The 21,305-nt window shown below is 66.0% G+C and carries 20 protein-coding genes; 13 read left to right on the forward strand and 7 right to left on the reverse strand.

Annotated features, from left to right (window positions below):
• The first annotated feature begins 24 nt into the window (after positions 1-24).
• The 6 genes from denD (at position 25) to ACEUCR_RS05885 (ending at position 8,563) form a co-directional block, all read left to right on the forward strand.
• Complete coding sequence (gene denD, locus ACEUCR_RS05860; protein ID WP_408788748.1) at positions 25-975, forward strand: D-erythronate dehydrogenase; 951 nt, start codon at positions 25-27, stop codon at positions 973-975.
• Positions 972-2,474, forward strand: a complete 1,503-nt coding sequence (locus tag ACEUCR_RS05865) for a GntP family permease (protein ID WP_111873328.1) — start codon at positions 972-974, stop codon at positions 2,472-2,474. The genes denD and ACEUCR_RS05865 overlap by 4 nt, the downstream gene beginning before the upstream one ends.
• Before the next feature lie 245 nt (positions 2,475-2,719).
• Entirely contained in the window at positions 2,720-3,619 is a 900-nt protein-coding gene (locus tag ACEUCR_RS05870; RefSeq protein ID WP_408788751.1) for a DMT family transporter, read from the forward strand.
• Positions 3,620-3,808: 189 nt separating this feature from the next.
• Positions 3,809-5,737 (forward strand): methyl-accepting chemotaxis protein, encoded by a 1,929-nt coding sequence (locus tag ACEUCR_RS05875; protein ID WP_392443372.1) that lies wholly within the window; start codon positions 3,809-3,811, stop codon positions 5,735-5,737.
• Between the two features lie 489 nt (positions 5,738-6,226).
• On the forward strand, positions 6,227-7,636 hold the full coding sequence (locus ACEUCR_RS05880) for an OprD family outer membrane porin (protein ID WP_041995822.1): 1,410 nt from the start codon (positions 6,227-6,229) through the stop codon (positions 7,634-7,636).
• A gap of 99 nt (positions 7,637-7,735) precedes the next feature.
• The gene (locus ACEUCR_RS05885; RefSeq protein WP_408788754.1) at positions 7,736-8,563 is read left to right on the forward strand and encodes an SDR family oxidoreductase; all 828 of its coding nucleotides are present in this window, start codon (positions 7,736-7,738) and stop codon (positions 8,561-8,563) included.
• A gap of 325 nt (positions 8,564-8,888) precedes the next feature.
• Here ACEUCR_RS05885 and ACEUCR_RS05890 read toward each other — a convergent pair whose 3' ends face one another.
• Positions 8,889-9,221, reverse strand: coding sequence for a DUF1904 family protein (locus ACEUCR_RS05890; RefSeq protein WP_408788757.1), 333 nt, complete (start codon positions 9,219-9,221; stop codon positions 8,889-8,891).
• A 92-nt stretch (positions 9,222-9,313) separates the two neighbouring features.
• On the opposite strand from ACEUCR_RS05890, the gene ACEUCR_RS05895 reads away from it, so the two are divergent.
• The 6 genes from ACEUCR_RS05895 to ACEUCR_RS05920 all read left to right on the forward strand — a co-directional run bounded on the left by ACEUCR_RS05895 (position 9,314) and on the right by ACEUCR_RS05920 (position 15,008).
• Positions 9,314-10,219, forward strand: a complete 906-nt coding sequence (locus ACEUCR_RS05895; protein ID WP_408788760.1) for a TraB/GumN family protein — start codon at positions 9,314-9,316, stop codon at positions 10,217-10,219.
• A 91-nt stretch (positions 10,220-10,310) separates the two neighbouring features.
• A complete protein-coding gene (locus ACEUCR_RS05900) occupies positions 10,311-10,487 on the forward strand; it encodes a DUF3149 domain-containing protein (RefSeq protein WP_084205335.1) in 177 nt (58 codons plus the stop codon).
• Between the two features lie 190 nt (positions 10,488-10,677).
• Positions 10,678-11,289 (forward strand): DNA endonuclease SmrA, encoded by a 612-nt coding sequence (gene smrA, locus ACEUCR_RS05905; RefSeq protein ID WP_408788763.1) that lies wholly within the window; start codon positions 10,678-10,680, stop codon positions 11,287-11,289.
• A gap of 116 nt (positions 11,290-11,405) precedes the next feature.
• Positions 11,406-12,887 carry a carboxypeptidase M32 gene (locus ACEUCR_RS05910; RefSeq protein ID WP_408758867.1) on the forward strand — a complete coding sequence of 494 codons (1,482 nt, stop codon included), beginning with the start codon at positions 11,406-11,408 and terminating at the stop codon, positions 12,885-12,887.
• Positions 12,888-13,026: 139 nt separating this feature from the next.
• Positions 13,027-14,535 carry a DNA-3-methyladenine glycosylase 2 family protein gene (locus tag ACEUCR_RS05915; RefSeq protein ID WP_408788766.1) on the forward strand — a complete coding sequence of 503 codons (1,509 nt, stop codon included), beginning with the start codon at positions 13,027-13,029 and terminating at the stop codon, positions 14,533-14,535.
• Positions 14,532-15,008, forward strand: a complete 477-nt coding sequence (locus ACEUCR_RS05920) for a methylated-DNA--[protein]-cysteine S-methyltransferase (RefSeq protein WP_408758872.1) — start codon at positions 14,532-14,534, stop codon at positions 15,006-15,008. The genes ACEUCR_RS05915 and ACEUCR_RS05920 overlap by 4 nt, the downstream gene beginning before the upstream one ends.
• A gap of 30 nt (positions 15,009-15,038) precedes the next feature.
• Here the strand turns inward: ACEUCR_RS05920 and ACEUCR_RS05925 are convergent, their stop codons facing one another.
• Positions 15,039-15,452, reverse strand: coding sequence for a helix-turn-helix domain-containing protein (locus ACEUCR_RS05925; protein WP_041995805.1), 414 nt, complete (start codon positions 15,450-15,452; stop codon positions 15,039-15,041).
• 74 nt (positions 15,453-15,526) lie between these two features.
• Here ACEUCR_RS05925 and ACEUCR_RS05930 point away from each other — a divergent pair, with 74 nt between their 5' ends.
• Positions 15,527-16,009 (forward strand): DUF2938 domain-containing protein, encoded by a 483-nt coding sequence (locus tag ACEUCR_RS05930; RefSeq protein WP_408788769.1) that lies wholly within the window; start codon positions 15,527-15,529, stop codon positions 16,007-16,009.
• A 558-nt stretch (positions 16,010-16,567) separates the two neighbouring features.
• On the opposite strand, the gene ACEUCR_RS05935 is transcribed toward ACEUCR_RS05930, so the two are convergent.
• From ACEUCR_RS05935 to ACEUCR_RS05955, 5 genes are all read right to left on the reverse strand, one after another.
• Positions 16,568-16,825 carry a DUF1272 domain-containing protein gene (locus tag ACEUCR_RS05935; RefSeq protein ID WP_279988874.1) on the reverse strand — a complete coding sequence of 86 codons (258 nt, stop codon included), beginning with the start codon at positions 16,823-16,825 and terminating at the stop codon, positions 16,568-16,570.
• A 43-nt stretch (positions 16,826-16,868) separates the two neighbouring features.
• Positions 16,869-17,198, reverse strand: coding sequence for a DHCW motif cupin fold protein (locus tag ACEUCR_RS05940; protein ID WP_408788772.1), 330 nt, complete (start codon positions 17,196-17,198; stop codon positions 16,869-16,871).
• 117 nt (positions 17,199-17,315) lie between these two features.
• Positions 17,316-19,166, reverse strand: coding sequence for a peptidase U32 family protein (locus ACEUCR_RS05945; RefSeq protein WP_408788775.1), 1,851 nt, complete (start codon positions 19,164-19,166; stop codon positions 17,316-17,318).
• A 353-nt stretch (positions 19,167-19,519) separates the two neighbouring features.
• Positions 19,520-20,131 carry a LysE family translocator gene (locus ACEUCR_RS05950; protein WP_111873344.1) on the reverse strand — a complete coding sequence of 204 codons (612 nt, stop codon included), beginning with the start codon at positions 20,129-20,131 and terminating at the stop codon, positions 19,520-19,522.
• A 110-nt stretch (positions 20,132-20,241) separates the two neighbouring features.
• On the reverse strand, positions 20,242-21,186 hold the full coding sequence (locus ACEUCR_RS05955) for a LysR family transcriptional regulator (protein ID WP_244463694.1): 945 nt from the start codon (positions 21,184-21,186) through the stop codon (positions 20,242-20,244).
• Between the last annotated feature and the right edge of the window lie 119 nt (positions 21,187-21,305).

Here is a 21,305-nt window from a genome sequence, read left to right on the forward strand (position 1 = left end):
ACGAACGAGTCTGAGGATAACAAGATGCAGATCATCATCACGGGGGGCGGCGGCTTTCTCGGCCAACGCCTGGCCCGCGCCCTGTTGCAAGGACCTCTCCCCTTCAGCGAACTGCTGCTGGTGGACATACAGATGCCGATGAGCCCGCAGCCCGACCCCAGGGTACGCTGCCTGCAAATGGATCTGACCGCCCCCGGGGTGGCCGAGACCCTGATCACCAAGGAGACGGGGATCGTCTATCACCTGGCCGCCATCGTCAGCAGCCACGCCGAGCAGGATTTCGATCTCGGCTGGCGTGTCAACCTGGACACCACCCGCACCCTGCTGGAGGCGTGCCGCCACGCCCGCCCCGGCATCCGCTTCATCTTCACCAGCTCGCTCGCGGTGTACGGCGGCCCCCTGCCCGAGCAGGTGGACGACGGCACGGCGCTCACCCCGACCTCTTCCTATGGCGCCCAGAAGGCCATGGGGGAGCTCTTGGTCAACGACTACAGCCGCAAGGGTTATGTGGATGGCCTGGTGCTGCGTCTGCCCACCATCTGCGTGCGGCCGGGCAAACCGAACCGCGCCGCCTCGTCGTTTGTCAGCAGCATCATCCGCGAGCCCCTGCAGGGGGAGACGACCTGCTGCCCGGTCGACCCGGCCCTGCGGCTCTGGCTGTCGAGCCCGGCCACCGTGGTGGCGAACTTCCTCACCGCCGCGACCCTGAGCCCGCCGACCGGCTGGCGCAGCATCAACCTGCCCGGCATCAGCGTCACGGTCGAGGAGATGCTGACCACCCTGACCCAGGCAGGCGGCCAGGCCGCCCGGGAGCGGGTCACCATGGCGCCGGATCCCGCCATCGAGCGCATCGTCGCCAGCTGGCCAGGGCGCATCGACAACATCCGGGCCTGTGAGCTTGGTTTCGTGGCGGACGGGACCTTCGCCGACATCATCGACAGCTTTATCACCCATGACATGCAGGAGGCATCATGATCGATATACCTACCCCCATCATTGGGCTCATCATCGCGGTCTTTGCCCTGGTCTTCCTGGTGCTGCGCACCCGGGTCCACGCCCTGATCGCCATGCTGGCCGCGGCCTGCATCGCCGGACTCACCGGCGGCATGACCATCGACAAGACCCTCGCCGTCATCACCCAGGGCTTTGGCTCCACCCTTGGCAGCATCGGCATCGTCATCGGCCTCGGGGTCATGATGGGCCGCCTGCTGGAGGTGTCGGGCGCGGCCGAGCAGATCGCCTACAGCTTCATCAAGTGGCTCGGCAAGCGCCGCGAGGAGTGGGCCCTGGCCATCACAGGCTATATCGTCAGCATCCCCATCTTCGTGGACTCCGCCTTCGTCATCCTGTTCCCGGTGGCCAAGGCGCTGGCAAAAAGCGGCAAACGCTCCCTGCTGACCCTGGGGGTAGCCCTGGCGGGCGGCCTGGTGGTGACCCACCATACGGTGCCGCCGACACCTGGGCCCCTGGGGGTTGCCGGTCTGTTCGGGGTCGACATCGGCGCCATGCTGCTGACCGGCATGTGCCTTGCGGTGCCCTGCGTCATCGGCATCGTGCTCTACGCCCAGTGGCTCGACAAGAAGTACCCGGAATTCGGCCAGCAGGGGATGAAGACCCCGGACGAGCTGCAAGCCAGCTATGAGCAGTACCTCAAGGAGAAGGCGGACAAGCCCCTGCCGAGCCTGACCCTCTCCCTGCTGCCCATCCTGGTGCCCATCGCCCTCATCTTCTGCAAGGCGATGCTGACCACTCTGGCCAGTTTCGAGGGGCTTGAATCCCTCGGCAGCAACCCGCTGGTGCAAGGAATCGGCTTTATCGGCACCCCCATCATAGCGCTGGCCATCAGCGTCTTGCTGGCGGTCTATACCCTGGTGCCCCACATGGACAGGCACGCCACCGCCGAGCGCCTCGAGGAGGGACTGCAATCGGCCGGCATCATACTGCTGGTGACCGGGGCCGGCGGCGCCCTGGGGGCCGTGCTGCGTGACAGCGGCGCCGGCAACCAGCTGGCCGAGCAGATTGCGGGACTGCCCATCTCCCCCATTCTGATCCCCTTCATCGTCGCGACCCTGGTGCGCCTCATTCAGGGGTCAGGCACGGTCGCCATGGTGACGGCGGCCTCCATCTCGGCCCCCATACTGGCCCAGATCCCCGGAGTCAACATGCTGCTGGCCGCCCAGGCCGCCACCATGGGTTCGCTCTTCTTCGGCTACTTCAACGACAGCCTGTTCTGGGTGGTGAACCGCATGATGGGGATCTCGGACGTCAAGCAGCAGATGGTGGTCTGGTCCATCCCCACCACCATCGCCTGGGCCATCGGCGGCACCGGGGTCGCCCTGCTCAACCTGCTGTTCGGCTCTGGCGGCACCTGGTTCGACCCCGTGCTGCCCCTGCTGGTGCTGGCCCTCATCATCTGGGGAGTACGCCGCCAGCCCCTGGGGATGACGGCCCCCGCGGCGGTGCGCCAGCCCTGAGTCGGCGCACCTGTGACATGCCCGGCGTTCGCCGCCGGGCATAGGGGCTCTCCTTGGAAAACAACACAAGGCGCCCGCCCGGGAAGGGACGGACATAGGACACAACGAGACACACCCGTCCTTGATCAGGACAGGCATAGGACACAACGAGAGGCACCCGTCCTCGATCAAGGCGGGCATAGGAAACGAGGGGACCCGTCTGCTAGACTGGCCCCCTCGTTGGCTTCTCTCACAAGGATTGGAAGATGTCTGGCTCGCCCCTGCGCGATCGCTCCACCGGTTTCGCCCTGCTCACCATCTTGCTGTGGGCCTCCCTGGCCGCTCTCACCTCCCGGGTGACCAGCGTCTCCTCCCTGGTGCTGGTAGGCTTGGTGCTCTTTTTCTGCGGTGCAGGCGCCTTGCCGTTCTGGCGCCAGTGGCGCGCCAGCCCCAAGACCTGGCTGGTCACCATCACGGCCCTGCTCTGCTATCACCTGCTGCTGTTCATGAGCTTTCGCCACGCCCCCGTGCTGGAGGCGAACCTCATCAACTACCTCTGGCCGCTGTTCATCATACTGTTCACCCCGTTGCTGCTGCCGGGCCACCCCCTGCAGGGGCGACACCTGCTGGCGGGGCTGCTCGGCCTGGCCGGCAGCGTGCTGGTGATGGTCGACGGCGAGCTGCAACTGCAATCGGCCCACCTGCCCGGCTACCTGCTGGCACTCGGGGCCGCCATCATCTGGGGCGGCTACTCTGTGCTGTCGCGCCGCCTGCCCCCCGCCCCCGCCGTGGTGACGGCGGCGGCCTGCCTGCCCGCAGGGCTCTTGGCCCTGCTGCTGGCCCGGGGGCTGGAGGGTCCCCTGCCCCTGGCGACCATCCCGAGCGGCGACTGGGGGCTCATCATGGGTCTGGCCCTCGGCCCCATGGGGGCGGCCTTCGTCACCTGGTATCTGGCGCTGCGGGACGGGGATCCGCGCCGCATCGGCGCCCTAGCCTACCTCACCCCCCTGCTCAGCACCCTGCTGCTGGTCTGGCTCAACGGGGAGACCCTGACCCTGCGCCACGTACTGGCAGGCAGCCTGATCCTGGGCGGCGCCCTGCTGGGTCTCAAGACTGGGTCGGCCAAGCTCAAGCCATCCGTCCCAAAGGCCGCAGCAAACGGCTGAGCCTGGGCGGCGCCCTGCCTGTCTCAAGGCTGGGTCGGCCAAAGCCAAGCCACCCGCCCCGGGAGCCGCGATGAAAGGCTGACCTCGGGGCCAGGGTTCCACGGCGCAGGCCGTTTTGGCCCCTGTCATGAAACTGCCATCAATCCTGCCTAAGCTGGCGCCGTTCGTCGTTCAAGCAGGACTCTTCTGGTGAATATCTCCCGTTACTCTTCCCTTGCCGCTCTGATCTTGTTGCTGCTTGCCTGCGTGCTCGCCACGGCCCTGGGCTATGGCTGGCGCCAGCTCGACCGCAGCGAATCCAGCCAGCGCCAGCACGAGCGACTGGAGCTGCGGCTCGCCACCACGTTGCAGGGGGCCCTGCGCGACTACCTCGCCAGCGGCGACCCAGTACGCCTGGCCAGTGCCGAGGGGGCGCGCCGCCTCGCCATCGGTCAGCTCGAACAGATGTCTGGCCCCTCCGTGGAGGCGCTCAAGGGGCAACTGGATCGAATGGGCAAGAAGATAGAGAGCGACTATCTGGCCGCCGGCAAGCTGTCGGGCAACAGCCAGGAGCTGCTGCAAAACGCCGAACGGGAGCTGACCGCCCAGGCCAAGGCGCTGCTGCGCTACGGCCAGGGGAGCGAGGCTCCCGCCGCCGCCGACTATCGCCAGGGGGCCGCCGACCTGCTCGCCGCCCTGCCCCACCTCATTCATCTGCGCCAGCAATACATGGCCCAGGGCAGCGCCAAGCAGCTCGAAGCCCTGCAATTCGAACTCGCCAGCCTGAGCCGTCAGGCCGATGCCCTCGCGGCCCTGCCGCTGCTGGGGCTGCTCGAACCCGCTCCCGCCCAGGATGAGTTCACCCTGGGAGAACCAGAGCGCCGGGACCTTGGCCAGCAGCCTCGCAACGAGCTGCAGAGCCTGCTGCGCCGCTATCCCCAGGAGCTGACCAACAGCCAGCAGGCCCTCACCCGCCAGCAGCAGGCCCGGGAAGCGGTCAACGGGGATCTCGAGCAGATGCTGGCGGCCATGACCCGGATGGGAGATGCCCTCGGCGCCGAGCGCCATCGGGTCAATCAGCATCTGGCGACCGTGCTCGGCAGCCTGGCCCTCGGCCTGGTGCTGACGGCGCTGCTGTTCGCCTGGTGTCAGCGCCGCTGGATAGTGCGCCCCCTGATCCGGCTGCGCGCCGCCTTCGCCCAGCTCGAGCAGACCGGCCTGGCCGAACCCCTGCCCCAGGGGCGCGAGCGCAACGAGCTGGCGGACATAGTGGCGAGCTACAACCGCCTGCTGGCCCACAAGCAGCAGGAGCAGGCCCACAAGGAGGGGCAGCTCGAGGCGGTCTCCCTCAGCCTGCAGGGCATGGTCAGCCAGGTGCAGGACATTCACCAGAGCACCCACACCACAGAGCAGGCGGTCGGAGAGGGGGAGCAGATGATGAGCGAGCTGAACCAGCTCGCCAGCGAGGTGCACCAGGTGGCCGCGGATATCGCCCTCCATGCCCAGCACAACGAGCAGTCCATGACCGACAGCGAGCGACTGGTAGGGGGCATGCTGCTGGCGACCGAGCAGACCGGCCTTGCCATCCATGAGAGCGGCGACGCCCTGGCCCAGCTGCGCCGCTCGGTGGAGGACGTCACCGCCATCGTCGACGTCATCAACCACATCGCCCAGCAGACCAACCTGCTGGCGCTCAATGCCGCCATCGAGGCGGCCCGGGCGGGGGAGCATGGCCGCGGGTTTGCCGTGGTGGCGGACGAGGTGCGTCATCTCTCCGCCGATACCCAGCGCTCCCTTGCGCAGATCACCGAGATCCTGCAGCGGCTCACCGGCTCGGGGGAGCAGATAACCTCGGTCCTCGGCCGCATTCGCAACGAATCGGCCCAGCAGCGCCAGCAGGCCGAGCAGCTGCGCCAGACCACCCAGCAGGTACGGGACATGGCGCGCAGCACGGCGGTCATCGCCTTGCAGGGGGCGGACAACGCCAAGAGCCAGGAGCACAAGCTCGCCACCTTCGCGGCGCTCATCGGCAAGATCAGCCAGCATGCCCACCAGGTCAGCCAGCTGGCGGTGCAGGTCTCGGGTCACATCCACCATCAGGCCCAGCAGATCCCCAGGATCCTCGGCCACCAGGGCTGAACCCCCGCCACCCCTGCCGTCGACAGACCGCCTCGCGCGGTCTTTTTTTGTAGCGCAAAATCAACTGTTAAATTCGCGTTAACAGAGAAAATTCGGCGCCTCCCCTCTCCCGCCGCATCCGACCACATAATTACCCATGAAAGCGTTATCAGGCCAGCGATGGCGCCCTCTCGGCGAATAACGGCTTAATGACACAATTATTTGCACTCTGTCATAGTTTTGAAATGAGCCTGGAACTTTTGATTGATATTTCGCACCGCGAACGTACTCTTGAAATCAACCGACACGCCAAGGTCGGTACACAAAAAATAAAGTTTGTATAGAGCCAAGCCTGTTCGTCATCGATGTGCCAAGTCATCGAGGCAGGACAGCGACAGAAACGTTTTTTTGCCCTTCGGGGTCTTGATTGCAATGCCAAAACCGCGCGGCGGCATCACGCCAGATCGCCGGATAAAAAAGCTAAGTCCATAAAATCAGGAGCAATTCGAAATGGAAAAAGTGATCTTCAAGCGTGCTGCCCTGAGCAGTGCGGTCATCGCCGCCCTGCTCGCCCCCGGTCTGGCATTCGCAGCCGACGAAACTGGCCCCGCCTATCAGGCCGCCGCCAGCAAATTCTATGAAGAGGGCAAACTCAACGGTGGCCTCTTCTACTTCCAGCGCGACCGTCAGCGCATCCAGGGTGGTGAAGACGGTGATGGCAAGTATCACTCCAACCTGAGCCATGCCACCACCCAGCTCGCCCTGAACTACAACTCCGGTTACGCCTGGGATGTGGTCGGTGTGGATGTCGGCGGTTTCGGCGCCTATGACCTCTCCGTCGACGAGAGCAACGGCGTCAACGAAGAGAACGAGTTCACCTTCATCGGCACCAAGTGGGGCGACAAGATGGACGGCGTGTCCGAGGGTGGCTTCAGCCTCTCCAACGCGGCCCTGAAACTCAAGTTCCTGGACGGTGCCATCACCGCCAAGGGTGGTCTGACCCAGCTCTACGTCCCGGGTATCCTGGGGGTCAACTGGTCCTATCAGCCCGGTACCTACCGCGGCGGCCAGATCGAGGGCAACTTCGGTGGCCTCTACCTGACCTACGCCATCGCCGACGAATACAAGGCGCCCTGGTTCAAGGAGACCGCAGGCTTCTCCAAGAAGACCATGTATGCCGGCAGCGATGTCGCCTTCAATGACGAGAACAAGATCGACTACATCCACGGTCTGGCTGCCCGCTATACCTTTGAGGGCGGCACCGCCATCACCGGCTCCTTCGGCCAGTCCGAAGGCTACATGGACAGCTACCACTTCAAGCTGGCCCACAAGTTTGACGTACTGGGCGGCCTGAACACCAGCTACCAGTTCTACGGCTCCACCACCGACAACGACGACTACGACGGTCTGGCATGGCAACAAGCCCTGACCGCCAGCTGGGCCATGGGTCCGTACGGTTTCCGTACCGAGGCGCTCTACACCAAGGCTGACGGTGACCTGGGCAACTACCTGCCCCGTCTGACCACAGGCTATGCCAACTCCCAGGGTGCGAACGAGATCTGGTGGGATTCCCGCTCCGACTGGAACGAGAACGGCGAGATCGCCCTGTTTGCCGGCGTGACCCGCTCCCTGGATGACCTGGTCGGCGCCCCCGGCTGGACCGTCGGTGTCTCCGGTGCCTATGGCTGGGGTGCCCAGAACGGCGACAAGAGCCTGCCCAAAGACGGTGAAGAGTGGGCCGCCAACTTCGACGTGATGTACACGGTGCAAGATGGCAAGCTCAAAGGCACCCTGTTCAAGCTCCACTACACCGACTACAACAACAAGCAGGACGAGAAGGGCAGCTGGTACTACCCGAACATGTTCACCTCAGAGCATGACGTCAAGTTCCACATCATCATGCCGTTTACCATTCTGTAAGCCGCTGACGATAAAGAAAAACCGGGCCAATTGGCCCGGTTTTGTTTTTTGGCGCTGCGCGCTACCATGTCCCCTTTCCCATCCGTTGAGGAGAGTGTCATGTCCCGTTTCGTGCTGATCACCGGCTGCTCCAGCGGCATAGGCCTTGCCGCCGCCCGGGCGCTTCAGGGCGCCGGTCTGACCGCCATCGCCTCGGCCAGACGCCCGGAGGACGTGGCCAGGCTCAAAGAGGAGGGGCTGCTCGCGGTACAGCTGGATCTCGATGACGAGGCCAGCATAGAGGCCGGCGCCCGGGCCGCCCTGACTCTGGCCGGCGGCCGCCTGTACGGCCTGTTCAACAACGGCGCCTACGGTCAGCCCGGTGCCCTGGAAGACGTGCCCACGGCCGCCCTGCGGGCCCAGTTCAATACCAATCTGTTTGGCTGGCACCATCTGATCCGCCAGATCCTGCCCGCCATGTTGGCCGCCGGCGAGGGTCGCATCGTGCAAAACAGCTCAGTGCTGGGGCTGGTCGCCATGAAGTATCGCGGCGCCTACAACGCCAGCAAGTTCGCCCTGGAGGGGTATACGGACACCCTGCGCCTGGAACTGGCCGGCAGCGGCGTCCACATCAGCCTGATAGAACCAGGCCCCATCGAAACCCAATTTCGGGCCAACGCCCGGGCCGCCTTCCTGCGCCATATCGACCCGGCCCTGAGCCGCCATCGTGCCGACTATGACCTGACCCTGGCTCGACTGGAGAAGGAGGGACCGAGCGGGCGCTTCACCCTGCCAAGCGAGGCCTGCATCCCGCCGCTGCTCCATGCGCTCACCAGCCGGCGCCCCAGGCACCGCTACCCGGTCACCTTCCCGACCCGGCTGTTTGCCTGGCTGCGTCGCCTCCTGCCAAGCCGCTGGCTGGATCTGATCCTCGGCAAGTCGGCCTGACCCGGGCTGGCACTCAGTTCCGGCATGCCGCCATCGCTGCTGCCCGGGGCTTCCCGGCTTGCACCAGCCGGATCAGATCACCCGATCAATAGTGCTCGCCATTGCTGTCGTACTAAGGGGGACCTTATCCCCTGGCCTGCCCGACATCGGCAAAGCGACGCACGGTCAATAGTGCTCGCCATTGCTGTCGTAATAAGGGGGACCTTATTACCTGGCCTGCCCGACATCGGCAAAACGACGCACGATCAATAGTGCTCGCCATTGCTGTCGTACTAAGGGGGACCTTATCCCCTGGTCCGCCCGACATCGACAAAGCGACGCACAATCAATAGTGCTCGCCATTGCTGTAGTAGGCGGACTTGTCGATGGCCATCACCTGCACCACCACATAGGTCTGCTCGCCGAGGGCCTGCTTGAGATGGCGGGTGATGAGGGCCGCCGCCTCGTCCTGCACTCCCTGGGGGCGGGCGAACCAGAGCAGCTCGACGAAGGGGTTGCCCGCCTCCGGCTGGCCGTCACGCACAAAGCGGCTCCCCAGAGATTCCAGGGTGACAAACTCCGGCTTGCCGCCGGTCAGGGCGCACAGATCCGCGACCAGGGGGGTGCTGATACGCTGCAAGACCTCGACGTCGACGGCGCGAAAACGCAGGTGGGGCATGGGAAACCTCTTGGCTGATATGGATGAGGCCTTATCATAGACCCAAGCCATTACCCGAATCATGTGCAAACTGCCATCTCCCAAGGAGTTCCATGTCCGCCTTTCGCCTGCTACTGCCCCTGCTGCTCTGGCTGCTGCTGCCGACCCGGCTGCTGGCCGAGCCCGCCTTCTATCACCTCAGTAAGGGGGATCGGCAGTTCTGGCTGCTGGGCTCCATCCATGCCGCCCAGGCGAGCATCTATCCCCTGCCGGACGCCATAGAGCGGGCCTGGGCCCAGAGCCGCGCCCTGGTGCTCGAGGTGGACATGGCGGCCATCCCGGCCGATGAATGGCAGCAGGTGGCAAGCCTGACCCGGTTGCCGCCGGGCCGGACCCTGGCCAACGAGATCCCCCCGGCGCTCTATCGACGCACCCAGGAGGCGGCGAGCCGCTTGGGCCTGCCTCCAGCCAGCCTGGACGGCCTGCAACCCTGGTTTGCCGCCATCAGTCTGACCCAGCGGGCCCTGGTGAAGAGCCCTTTTAGCGGCGAGTACGGCATCGATCAGCACTTCGCCAACCGCGCCGCCCAAGGAGGCAAACCGGTACAGGGGCTGGAGACCCTGACCGAACAGCTCGGCTACCTCGCCAGCGTGGCAGAGCATCAGGATCTGATGCTGGCCGCCACCCTGGACGAGCTGCCCGAGCTCGACACCAGCTTCGCCGCCATCCTGGCTGCCTGGCAGGACGGGGACGAGGCACGGCTCATCGCCCTGCTCAAGGAGGAGATGGCCCCCCCGGCGCTGCAACAGTGGCTGGAGCAGACCCTGCTGGCCCGGCGCAATCACGACTGGCTGCGCCGCCTGCCCGCCCTGCCCGCCGAGAGCTTCGTGGTGGTCGGCGCCCTGCACCTGTATGGGGAGCAGGGACTCCTGGCCTTGCTTGAAGGGGCAGGCTGGCGCATCGAGCCCCTGACCCGGCCCGAGTCTGTGCGCGCCGTCACAGGGTCAGCCAGCGATTAAATAAGCAGCATGGGAGTTGATCGAGATCATCTCTGCCCCATAAAGAGGTATCTATCATGCCTGTCATCGACGAACGGCAGGAGCGGATGAGATGGATTTTTGGTTGAACCTGATGTTTGGCCACCCCGTGGGGTGGATGTCCATGCTGGTCATACTGGTGACGGTGGCGCTGATCAGCTTCTACGCCGGTTACTTCATCTACAAGGTACACAAGGCGCAGCCGCCGGTGGAGGAGGGTCAGCCCTCCCCCAAGGCGCCCCATCACTGAGGCGCCAGCCCGGGGCTGCTCCCGCAGGGGCGCCCCGGCGCCCTTGGTCGGGGCCGGCCCGCGTCCCTCCTCCTCGGGGGGTGAGCTTCTCTCGCCCCACTGACCCTCTGCGTCGTCTGCGCTGACGATGTTCTCCCGGTGTTGCTGACGCTACACTGCAAGGCTCATTCCTACTCTCCGGGAGCCTGCCGTGTCCGATAACGACGAACGCTCACTCTTCCTGCAGGAAGTGGCCGATGTGAAACCCATTCGCCATGACCGCATCAGCCCCCAGCCCGGCACGGCCGGCGCGAGCGAGGCCCAGCTCGCCCGGCGTCACGCCGCCACCCATGGCACCAGCGACGAGCTGGACCTGCTCTCCCTAGATCCCGCTCCCGCCCTCGATCCCCACGCCATCGTCGGCTTCAAGCGCGACGGTGTGCAGGAGGGGGTCTACAAGAAGCTGCGCCTTGGCAAATATGTGCTGCAGGGCAGCCTGGATCTGCGCCGCCACAGTGTGCCGGAGGCGCGCCGAGCCCTGGTCGACTTCCTGCGTGACTGCGAGCGGCGCGACATCCGCTGCCTGCTGATCCTCCATGGCCGGGGCGAGGGCCCAGCGCAGTCGGCCCCCTCCTTGGAGGGCGCAAAGCGGGGGCGACTCAAGAGCCAGATCAGCGCCTGGCTGCCCTGCCTGCCGAGCGTGATGGCGGCCCACAGCGCCCAGCCGCACCACGGCGGCAGCGGCGCCCTCTATGTACTGCTGCGCAAGAGCGAGCAGAAGAAGGCCCAGAACCGGGAACGCCACCAGCAGCGCCTCGGCTGACCAGGCGGGTGCTGGCCCGTCGCCGCGGCCGGTGCTAGCATCGGGACGCCCGTCCTTGCCAGGAGCGGGCCTGCCGGACGGCAGCCAGGACCCAACCACAATAACAAGGACCCCTTATGTCATATCAACAATTGGAGCAACACCAGCAACGGCTCTACCGCCTCTCCCACCTTGGCGCCATCTGCGGCTGGGATCAGGCCGCCGTCATGCCTCAGGGGGGCAACGAAGCCCGCGCCGAGGCCATGGCTGAGCTGGATCTGCTGCTGCACACAGCGCGCACTGCGCCGCAGCTGGCCCAGTGGATCGCCGACGCCGAGGCCGAACCCCTGAGCGAGCTGCAACGGGCGAACCTGCACGAGATCAAGCGTCAGTGGCAGGATGCGACCCTGCTGCCGGGGGATCTGGTGGAGGCGCTGTCGTTGGCCGGCAGTCGCTGTGAACATGCCTGGCGTCGCCAGCGCAAGGAGAACGACTGGGCAGGCTTTGCGCCGAACCTCGAGGAGGTGGTGCGCCTGTCCCGGGAGGTGGCCACCTTGCGCGCCGAGGCGCTCTCGGTGCGCCCCTACGACGCCATGCTGGCACTGTACGAACCCGGCATGACGAGCGCGCGGCTGGACGTCATCTTCGGCGACCTCGGCCAGTGGTTGCCGGGCCTCATCCAGGACGTGACGACGCGCCAGCGCCAGACACAGCCCTTGCAGCCCAGGGGCCCCTTCCCCATCGCGAGCCAGCAGGCGCTCGGCCAGGAGGTGATGGGGCTGCTCGGCTTTGATTTTGCGCACGGCCGCCTCGACGTGAGCAGCCACCCGTTCTGCGGCGGCGTGCCGACGGACGTGCGCATCACCACGCGCTACAACGAGGACGAATTCGTCTCCAGCCTGATGGGCATAGTCCACGAGACGGGCCACGCGCGCTACGAGCAGGGGCTGCCGCGCCATCTGCTCGGCCAGCCGGTTGCCGAGGCGCGATCCATGGGCATTCACGAGAGCCAGAGCCTGTTTTGCGAGATGCAGCTCGGCCATGACCCTGCGTTCCTGAACCTGATAGCGCCGCACATAGCACGCCACTTCGGCACCCAGCCCGCCCTCGCCCCCGAGAACCTGGCGCGCCTGTATCTCGATGTGAAACCTGGCCTCATCCGGGTCGATGCCGACGAGGTGACGTACCCGGCCCACGTGATCCTGCGCTACGAGCTGGAGCGTGACCTCATCGAGGGGCGCATCGAGGTGGCGGACATCCCCGAACTGTGGGATGCGAAGATGCAGCAGTGGCTCGGATTGTCGACCAAGGGCAACTACCGGGATGGCTGCATGCAGGACATCCACTGGACGGACGGCTCGTTTGGCTACTTCCCGAGCTACACGCTCGGCGCCATGTACGCGGCGCAGCTGCGCTTCGCGCTGGAGCGTGCGCTCGGCGCGTCCCTCGGCACTTTGGTGGCACAGGGCAGACTCGCCGACGTGTTCGGCTGGTTGCAGCAAAACGTGTGGCAACACGGCAGCGCGTTCGACACGGACGAGCTGGTGCGCCGCGCGAGCGGCGAGGCGCTCAATCCCCAGTGGCTGCGTCAGCACCTCGAACAGCGCTACCTGAAATAACGGCTACCGGGCGCGCCCTTCGTCGCGCCCGCTTTCCCCCTGCCCGACTATTTTTGCTATCTCTGTCCGTTTTTGGCTAGTCACCCCTCTCGCACCCCCTTAGTCTCTGGGATATGCCCACTGAAACCCGAGCCATGCCATGACCACAGTGCCCCCACCTTCACCCCAAAGGGACGAGATCATCCCTGGCCTCACCCGGGAACAGTGCCACGCCGCCCGGCTCGCACGCGACGCGCGTTTCGATGGCCGCTTCTTCACCGGGGTGCTCTCCACCGGCATCTATTGCCGCCCCGTGTGTCCGGCGCGGGCACCGCACGAGCACAACGTGCAGTATTTTCGCTTCGCGGCGGCGGCGGAGCAGCACGGGCTGCGGCCCTGCCTGCGCTGTCGCCCCGAGCTGGCACCGGCGCAGTGCGGCGATCTGCCGCCGCTCGTCGCCCAGGTGCTGGCGCGCATCGAGCGCGGCGAGCTCGCGGAGCACAGCCTGGGCGCCCTTGCGGCCCAGGCCGGGATCACGGAGCGCACCCTGAGGCGCCAGTTCGAACAACACCTCGGCGCCTCGCCGAAACAGGTGGAGCAGACGCGCCGCCTGCTGCTCGCAAAACGGCTGCTGACGGAGACACGCCTGCCCATCACGGACGTGGCGTTTGCCGCAGGCTTTGCCAGCATTCGCCGCTTCAACGATGCCTGGCAACAGGCGTATGGCATGACGCCGGGGGCCCTGCGCAAGCAGGAAGGGGACGCACAGCAAGAGACGCCGCAATCGAGCCTGCAACTGCACCTGCCGTATCGCCCGCCGTTCGATGCCCGGGCCATGCTCGCGTTCTACCGGCTGCGCGCCATCCCCGGGCTGGAGCGGGTGGATGAGCACGGCTACGAGCGCCGTCACCGGGTCGGCGATCAGGAGGGGGTCGTTCGCATCGAGCCCGTCGAGGGGGAGAGGCTCAGGCTGACGGTGCGGGATCTGCCGCCGGGTGCGCTGCCGGACATCCTGTATCGCGTGCGCCGCATGTGGGATCTCGATGCCGACATGGGCCGCATCGGCGAGCACCTGGGGCAGGATTCACTGCTGGCGCGGATACAGGGGCGCTGGCCCGGGGTGCGGCTGCCGGGGGGCTGGGATGAATACGAGGTGATGCTGCGCGCCATCGTCGGCCAGCAGGTGTCGGTCAAGGGGGCCATCACCATCATGGGGCGCCTGGTGGCGCGCACCCTGGCGCAGTTCGGCACGGCGCAGCTGCCCACCCCGGCCCAGCTGTGCGAGCTCAATCTGGACGGCATCGGCATGCCGGGCAGCCGCATCCGCACCCTGCAAGGGCTGGCCTCGGCGCTCGCAAGCGGTGCGCTCACCCTCGCCACGGCAAGGGACGAGCAACTGCTCGCGCTGCCGGGCATAGGCCCCTGGACGGTCGCCTACTGGCGGCTGCGCTGCGGGCTGGACACGGATGCCTTCCCCGCCTCCGATCTCGTGCTGCAAAAGGCGCTGGGGGGCGGTGACAAGCTGCCGGTGAAAGAGGTGACAGTGCGCAGCGCCCCCTGGCAGCCGTGGCGCGCCTATGCCGCGAGCTGGCTATGGCATGCCATGAGCGAACAACCGGCGCTGCTCACCCAGCCCGACAACGAACAAGACGAGGAGAAAAGCCCATGATCCGCTACGATATTTTACCCACCCGCTGCGGCGATCTGCTGGTCGCCATCGATAAGCACGGTCTGGTCCACGTGGACTTCGTGGCCGGGCTGCGGCCGCTGCCCGACATGCAGGACTGGCAGCAGGACGGCGAGGCGCTCGCCCCCTTCCTTGCCGAGTTTCGGGACTACTTCGCGGGACGGTTGCAGCGCTTCACCCTGCCGCTCGCGGCGCGGGGCACGGCGTTTCAGCAAGCGGTGTGGCAGGCCCTGTGCGACATTCCCTACGGGGAGACCCGCAGCTACGGTGACATCGCCCGCGCCATCGGCAAGCCGAGCGCGGTGCGGGCGGTGGGGGCCGCGAATGGCCGCAATCCGCTCTCCATCATAGTGCCCTGCCATAGGGTGATAGGCCAGAACGGCAGCCTCACCGGCTATGCGGGGGGCCTGCCCATCAAGCAGGCGCTGCTGGCGCTGGAGGGGATCGACGGCTGAGGAAGCGACCTGCTCGCCCCGGCACTCGACTCAGGGGCGCGGCGGTTTGCGCCCCTGGATGACGCCACGGGCGGCGGCCCCCAGCAGGCGGCGAAAGGTGGGACAGCTCATATGGCTCGGCGCCGGGCAGATGGCGGCATGGCGCAGACCGTCGCGCATCGCAGTCAGCTGCACTATGGTGCGATCCAGCTCCTCGGCCTTGTGCAGCAGCTGCTCCCTGTCTATCTCGGGGCGCCCGTCGTCCCCGAACATACGTGCAATCTCGTCCAGCGAGAAACCCGCCGCCCGCCCCAGGGCGATGAGCGCCAGGCGCTCCAGCACGCTGGCCGCAAACTGGCGCCTGATGCCCTGACGGCCAAGGGCCTGGATCAGCCCCTTCTCCTCGTAGAAACGCAAGGTCGAGGCAGGCACCCCGGACCGCTTCACCACCTCGGATATATCCACACTCCCCCCTTGACCTCAAGTCGACTTGAAGTTGTACGCTAGCGTCAGTTTCAACTCAAGACAAGGAAGATGCCATGAACACTCTGCTCGCCGTGCTGCTTATCGGGGTCGGCGCAACGGCCTTGATGGATCTGTGGGGCGTGGCGCGAAAGCCGCTGCTGGGCATGCCGCTGCCGAGCTACGCCATGATGGGGCGCTGGCTCGGTCACATGCCCCGGGGCCGGTTCCGTCATGAGGCCATAGGGGCGGCCAACCCCATCCCGGGGGAAAGCCTCATCGGCTGGAGCGCTCACTACCTCATAGGTATCGCCTTCGCCGCCCTGCTGATTGCCATCCAGGGTCAAGACTGGCTGCTGGCGCCCACGCCGGGCCCGGCCCTCGCCCTGGGTCTGGTCACAGTGGCGGCCCCGTTTCTTGTGATGCAGCCCGGCATGGGGGCCGGCATCGCCGCCTCCCGCACACCGAATCCCGCCTCGGCCCGGGTTCACAGCCTGATCAACCATGCCGTGTTCGGCCTGGGGCTCTATCTCTCTGGCTGGGCGCTGCACGCCCTGTGAGGGGCGCGAGTGCCGCAGTGCCAGCCAGCCGTGAAAGCCCGGCGCCTGAAAAAACGCTGCGCCGCCGCAAAACCGGCGCCTTGCAAGAGGCGTCGGGTCTGTCCCTCGTCCAGGGAGGTGAAATCCTCCCCGAGGCGGCGCACCATCTGCTCGCAGGTGACAGCACCCCCGCTCCCCCATGCCCGCCTGCTCGGCCCGCATCCTGGCCTGGGCCAGCATGTCCGCCGAGATATCCTGGGCCACTAAGGCCCAGCGGGGGCAGAGACGGCCAAGCAGCAGCAACTCGCTGCCCGTGCCCACCCCCACCAGCAGCACCCGGGCCTGCTGGCCCAGCGCGGCCATCAGCCGGGAGGCGCAAAGCTGGTGCAGTAGTTCGTAGCCTGGCACCAGCAGGGGGATGCGACTGTCATAGGCCTTCGCCCCTTCTCCTTCGAATCGCTCCGTCATCTTTTGCTCCTTTGGTGTGAGCCCCCTTGATAGGGGCTGCCGCCGGGAGAAGGTCAAAGGCCACAGGGGCGAGCCAGTTGCCAGCCCAGCCCTTCCCATGAAGGGAGCGCCCTAGCCCCCCTTGCCCAGCGCCGCTTTCAGAGCCGGATTGAAGACGCGCTGGAGGGAGGCGGGGTTGTTCACCAGCTTGGCCGCCGGGCGGCGCGGGCGCCTGACCAGCTCGCCGCCGCAGTTGGGGCAGATCAGGTGCAGATACTGATCGTTGCACTCGGCGCAGAAGGTGCACTCGAAGGAGCAGATGTAGGCTGTCGCCGTGTCGGCGGGCAGATCCCGGTCACAGCACTCGCAGTTGGGTCTGAGTTCAAGCATGGCAAGATCCTGATGTACAAGGGGAAACGGGAAAGAGGGTGACTCAGTCGACGATAAAGAGGCGAGCGCCCAGTTCGGTGTAGGAGCGATGGGGTTCGGCATTGTCCGCCACCTGGTAGCTCATGCCCGGCGTCAGGGTGAAGACGCGGCCATCCTGCAACTCGGTGTGCAGCTCCCCTTCGAGGCAGAGCAGCACATGGCCCTTGCTGCACCAGTGATCCGCCAGATACCCGGGGGAGTACTCCACCATTCGCACCCGCAGATCCCCGAACTGCCGGGTGTGCCAGCGGGCGACGCCGTGCTCTCCCTTGTGTTCGGTCGGCGGGACCTCGGCCCAGTTCGTGGTGCAAAACGGCAGTGCATTGATGTTCATGACGGATCCTTTGTCAGAAGAAGGCTGGGGGCAGGCGCCTCACCAGGGGATATCCGTGACAAGGCCGCGCCCCATACTGCCATCAAATCCGCTCCAGCCCCATGCCCACACGGGCAATCATCCCCTCTTCAGGCTGCCCATCACCTGCATCTCGCAGCGGTGGCAGTCAAAGCGCAGGCGAAAGCTCTCCTTGCCCATCTTGAGCTCCAGGGGCTCGGCCTTGAGACCGGGCACCTCCTTGGGGCATAGCTGCTGGCTGTAGCGGATGCAGTGCTTCGTTGTCATCAGCACCACTTCCCGCTCCTCCTTGTTCGCCTCATAGGCGGGGGCGATGCTCCCCACCCCGTGTTCGCGAAAGAACTGCTCCGCCGCGCTGTTCAGCACGTTGCCGAGGTAGGAGAGCCGATGCTGGGGATAAACGGCGCCTCGCAGGGGAATGCGCCGCTCGGGTCGCCGGTAGGCAGCCAGACGGGCCGCCTCCAGGGCGGCGATCCCCTCCCGGCGCAAGCCGTTAAGCTGTGAAGCCGCAATAAACAGCGGCCTCGTTATTGCCAACTCAATCTGGCGAGCCACAAACAGGGTGTTGCCGAGTTTGCCGAGCTGATCCCTGGCCTGTTGCAGCGCCCGCGCCGGATTGTCGGCCAGCTGCTGGTCGCAGGGGAGCGTGACGGCGGCGCCGATGCCCTGCTCGTCCACAAGTTCGAGCCGCAATCCCTCGTCGCACTCCGATAGCCGCATATCGACCCGGATGCGGCGATCCGCGCTCCCCTTTTCGAGCTGCTTGCTGAAGGCCTGATCGTGGTTGCGAAAGATCTCGATGCCCACCTTGAGACCGGGCATGGGTTCCGACAGGAGTAACCGCTTGCCTTCCACCTTGTTCAGGCGCATCCCCACCAGCTCCCCACCCGGCTTGAAGAAGCCCAGACCATCGCCATTGTTGAGGGTGACGGCCTGGCCGTCGATCTCGATGCCATCGCGGGTCACTCTGGTGACGCGCCCGAGCGGCTCCCCGACGTATTTCGGGCTGCGCGGCGAGTCGATGCCAGGCTGTCGGCCATGGAGGAAGTAGTCGGTGCTGCCCCGGTTGAAACTCTTCTTGGGATCCGGCGTAAAGGTGTAACTGCAACGACCGGCGGAAGCGGCCACCAGATCGGGGCGGCTCGCCAGGATGGTGTCCAGCTTCTGGCGATACCAGGCGGTGACGTTCTTGACGTAGTCCAGACCCTTGAGGCGCCCTTCAATCTTGAAGGAGCGGATCCCAGCGGCGATCAGCGCCTCCAGGTTCGCGCTCTGATCCATGTCCTTGAGGGACAACAGGTGGCTGTTTTCCACCAGCACCTCACCCCCTGGCGTTTGCAGGGAACAGGGCAGTCGACAGAGCTGGGCGCACTCGCCGCGGTTCGCACTGCGCCCGGTGCGGGCGTGGCTGATGTTGCACTGGCCGCTGTAGGAGACGCACAGGGCGCCGTGAACAAAAAACTCCAGCTGCACGCTGGTGGCGGCGCTTATCTCGCGGATCTGCGCAAGGGAGAGCTCGCGGGCCAGCACCACCTGGGAGAAGCCCACGTCCTGCAGAAATTTCACCTTTTCCGGGGTGCGGTTGTCGGTCTGGGTGCTGGCGTGCAGCGCGATGGGGGGCAAATCGAGCGCCAGCAGCCCCATGTCCTGCACGATCAGCGCATCGGCTCCTGCCTCGTAGATCTGATGAGTCAGGCGCCGGGCCTGCTCCAGCTCGTGGTCGTGCAGCAGGGTGTTGAAGGCGACGAAGAGCTGGGCGCCGAAGCGGTGGGCATGGCGGGCCAGCGCCTCGATGTCTTCGATGCTGTTGCCCGCTGCGCTGCGGGCACCGAAGGCGGGGCCGCCCATATAGACGGCATCGGCGCCGTGGTTGATGGCTTCGATGCCATAGGCGAGGTTCCTGGCCGGGGCCAGCAGCTCGAGGCGGTGAGTCTGGGTGTGATCCTGCATGGGTCTGGTCTGAAAGCGGACGAGAAATGCCCGCCACTCTAGCCAGACTCCCCGCTCCCCGCCTTGATCCCGCTTAAGGTCACCGCAAAATGCAGGATTGACCCGGTACACGGACAAGCACATATGGTTGCCCCCTCATCCCCAACCCTTCTCCCGCCAAGGGAGAAGGGAGCAGAGAGAGGGTGCCGATCACGGTGGATTTGGCCTTGAACCAGGCCAGCCATGGACAGACCGCGGGAGAGTTCAGATCACCACCTTCAAGGCCAGCCCCAGCAGCACCAGACCGCTCACCTTGTCGATAACGGCGGATGTGGCCTTGAGCCAGGCCTGCCATGGACAGACCGCGGGAGAGCTCAGATCACCACCTTCAGCGCCAGCCCCAGCAGCACCAAGCCGCTCACCTTGTCGATAACGGTGGATTTGGCCTTGAGCCAGGCCAGCACGGGCCCCCGGGAGAGCACCAGGGCCACCAGCACATACCAGAGCGCGTCTATGCCGCCTGCGGTCAGCATCATGATGCTCCCCTCGCGCCAGCCGGTGTCGGCATGCACGAACTGGCTGAACAGGGCGATGAAGAAGATGGCGAGCTGGGGGTTCAAGAAGGCCACCATAAAGCCCTCGAACGCCCCCTGGCGGCCCCGGGGCGGATGCCCCTCTTCGCTGCCTGTCTCACCCCCTGCGGGCCTGGCCAGCAGCGCCTTGACCCCGAGCCAGGCGAGAAACGCGGCGCCGCCGTAACGGATGAGATCGAACAGCAGCGGGGTCTGGGTAAGCAGGATGGCGAGGCCGAGGGCCGTGATCAGCGCATAGATGCCGACCCCCAGACCGTGGCCCAGCGCCGTGGCCACACCGTGACCCTGCCCTCCCTGCACCGTATTGCGGATGATCAGCGCCAGGCTGGGCCCCGGGCTGATGGCCCCCATCACGCAGATGGCCACCAGGGCCAACCAGCTGCTCCACTCCATTTCATCTACTCCAGTCGATTATCTGAAAGCCAAGGTAGCGCCGGGCTGACCATGCCTGTAGTGAAAGTTATGAATAGATCCCATAACCCAGGATGATAGTGAAGCCGGGATCAGAGCCAGGCCCGGCTCGCCTTGAGGGTGCGTTGCAGATGGTCGCGCAGGAAGGGGAAGGCCAGCTCGCGAAACCAGAGATGGGCCGGATCCTGATGATGGCGCTGGTGCCACATCAGGTGGTACTGCTGGGAGCGGGTCGCAAACGGCAGGGCCACGAAGCAGAGTCCGTGTTGCTGACTCAGCTGCCAGGCGATATGGGCCGGTGTGGTCATCAGGCAGTCGGTGCGCAGCAAGACCTCGAGGGCCGCCTGGAAAAACGGCACCCGGGCAAACCAGCGCCGGGAGAGCCCCTGGGGCGCCAGTACCTGCTCCACCGGGCTGTCCTTGTCCCCGCCGCCGCTCACCTGCAGATGGGGCCAGGCCAGATAATCCGTCAGGGTCAGGGGGCGTCCGGCCAGGGGGTGGTGGCGCCCCATCAGCACCACCAGCCTGTCTTCCCCCTGGTGCAGGCCGCGGATCTGATCCGGCACCAGATCCGTGATGGTGGACACCAGATCCAGCTCGGATCGCCACAGTTCGGGCAACTGGCGCTTGTCCCACAGGCTGTACTCCAGCGCCGCCCCCGGCGCCTGACGCGCCAGCTCGGCGCAGATATCGGGCAGGATGTACTGGGCCACATAATCCGACGAGGCGAGCCGGAACACCCGTTCGCAGGTCCGGGGAACAAAGTTAACGGGGGCATAGAGCCGCTCGAGGGCGTCCAGGGCCTGTCCGAGTTCGGCGACCAGCGCCTCGGCCCTGGGTGTCAGCAGCCAGCGCTGCCCCTCCCGCACCAGCAGCTCGTCGCCAAAGGCCTCCCGCAGCTGCGCCAGCTGCTTGCTGATGGCCGGCTGGCTCAGGTGCAACTGCTCCGCCGCCCGGCTGAGGTTGCGGGTCGCCAGCAACACCTTGAGGGTGGGCAACAGATTCAGGTTCACATTCGGATTCAGGGTTGGGCTCACGGTGGACTCCTTGTCGTCGGCCCCATCTTAATCCAGCTCGTCCCCGGCCCCAACCCGAACCGGGTCCCTCCTTCATCCCCGACCCGCTCCCGACGCGCCGGATCCGGGCCTCGGGATGA

This window comes from Aeromonas bivalvium (assembly GCF_046078285.1).
In the GTDB taxonomy this organism is placed as follows: domain Bacteria; phylum Pseudomonadota; class Gammaproteobacteria; order Enterobacterales; family Aeromonadaceae; genus Aeromonas; species Aeromonas bivalvium.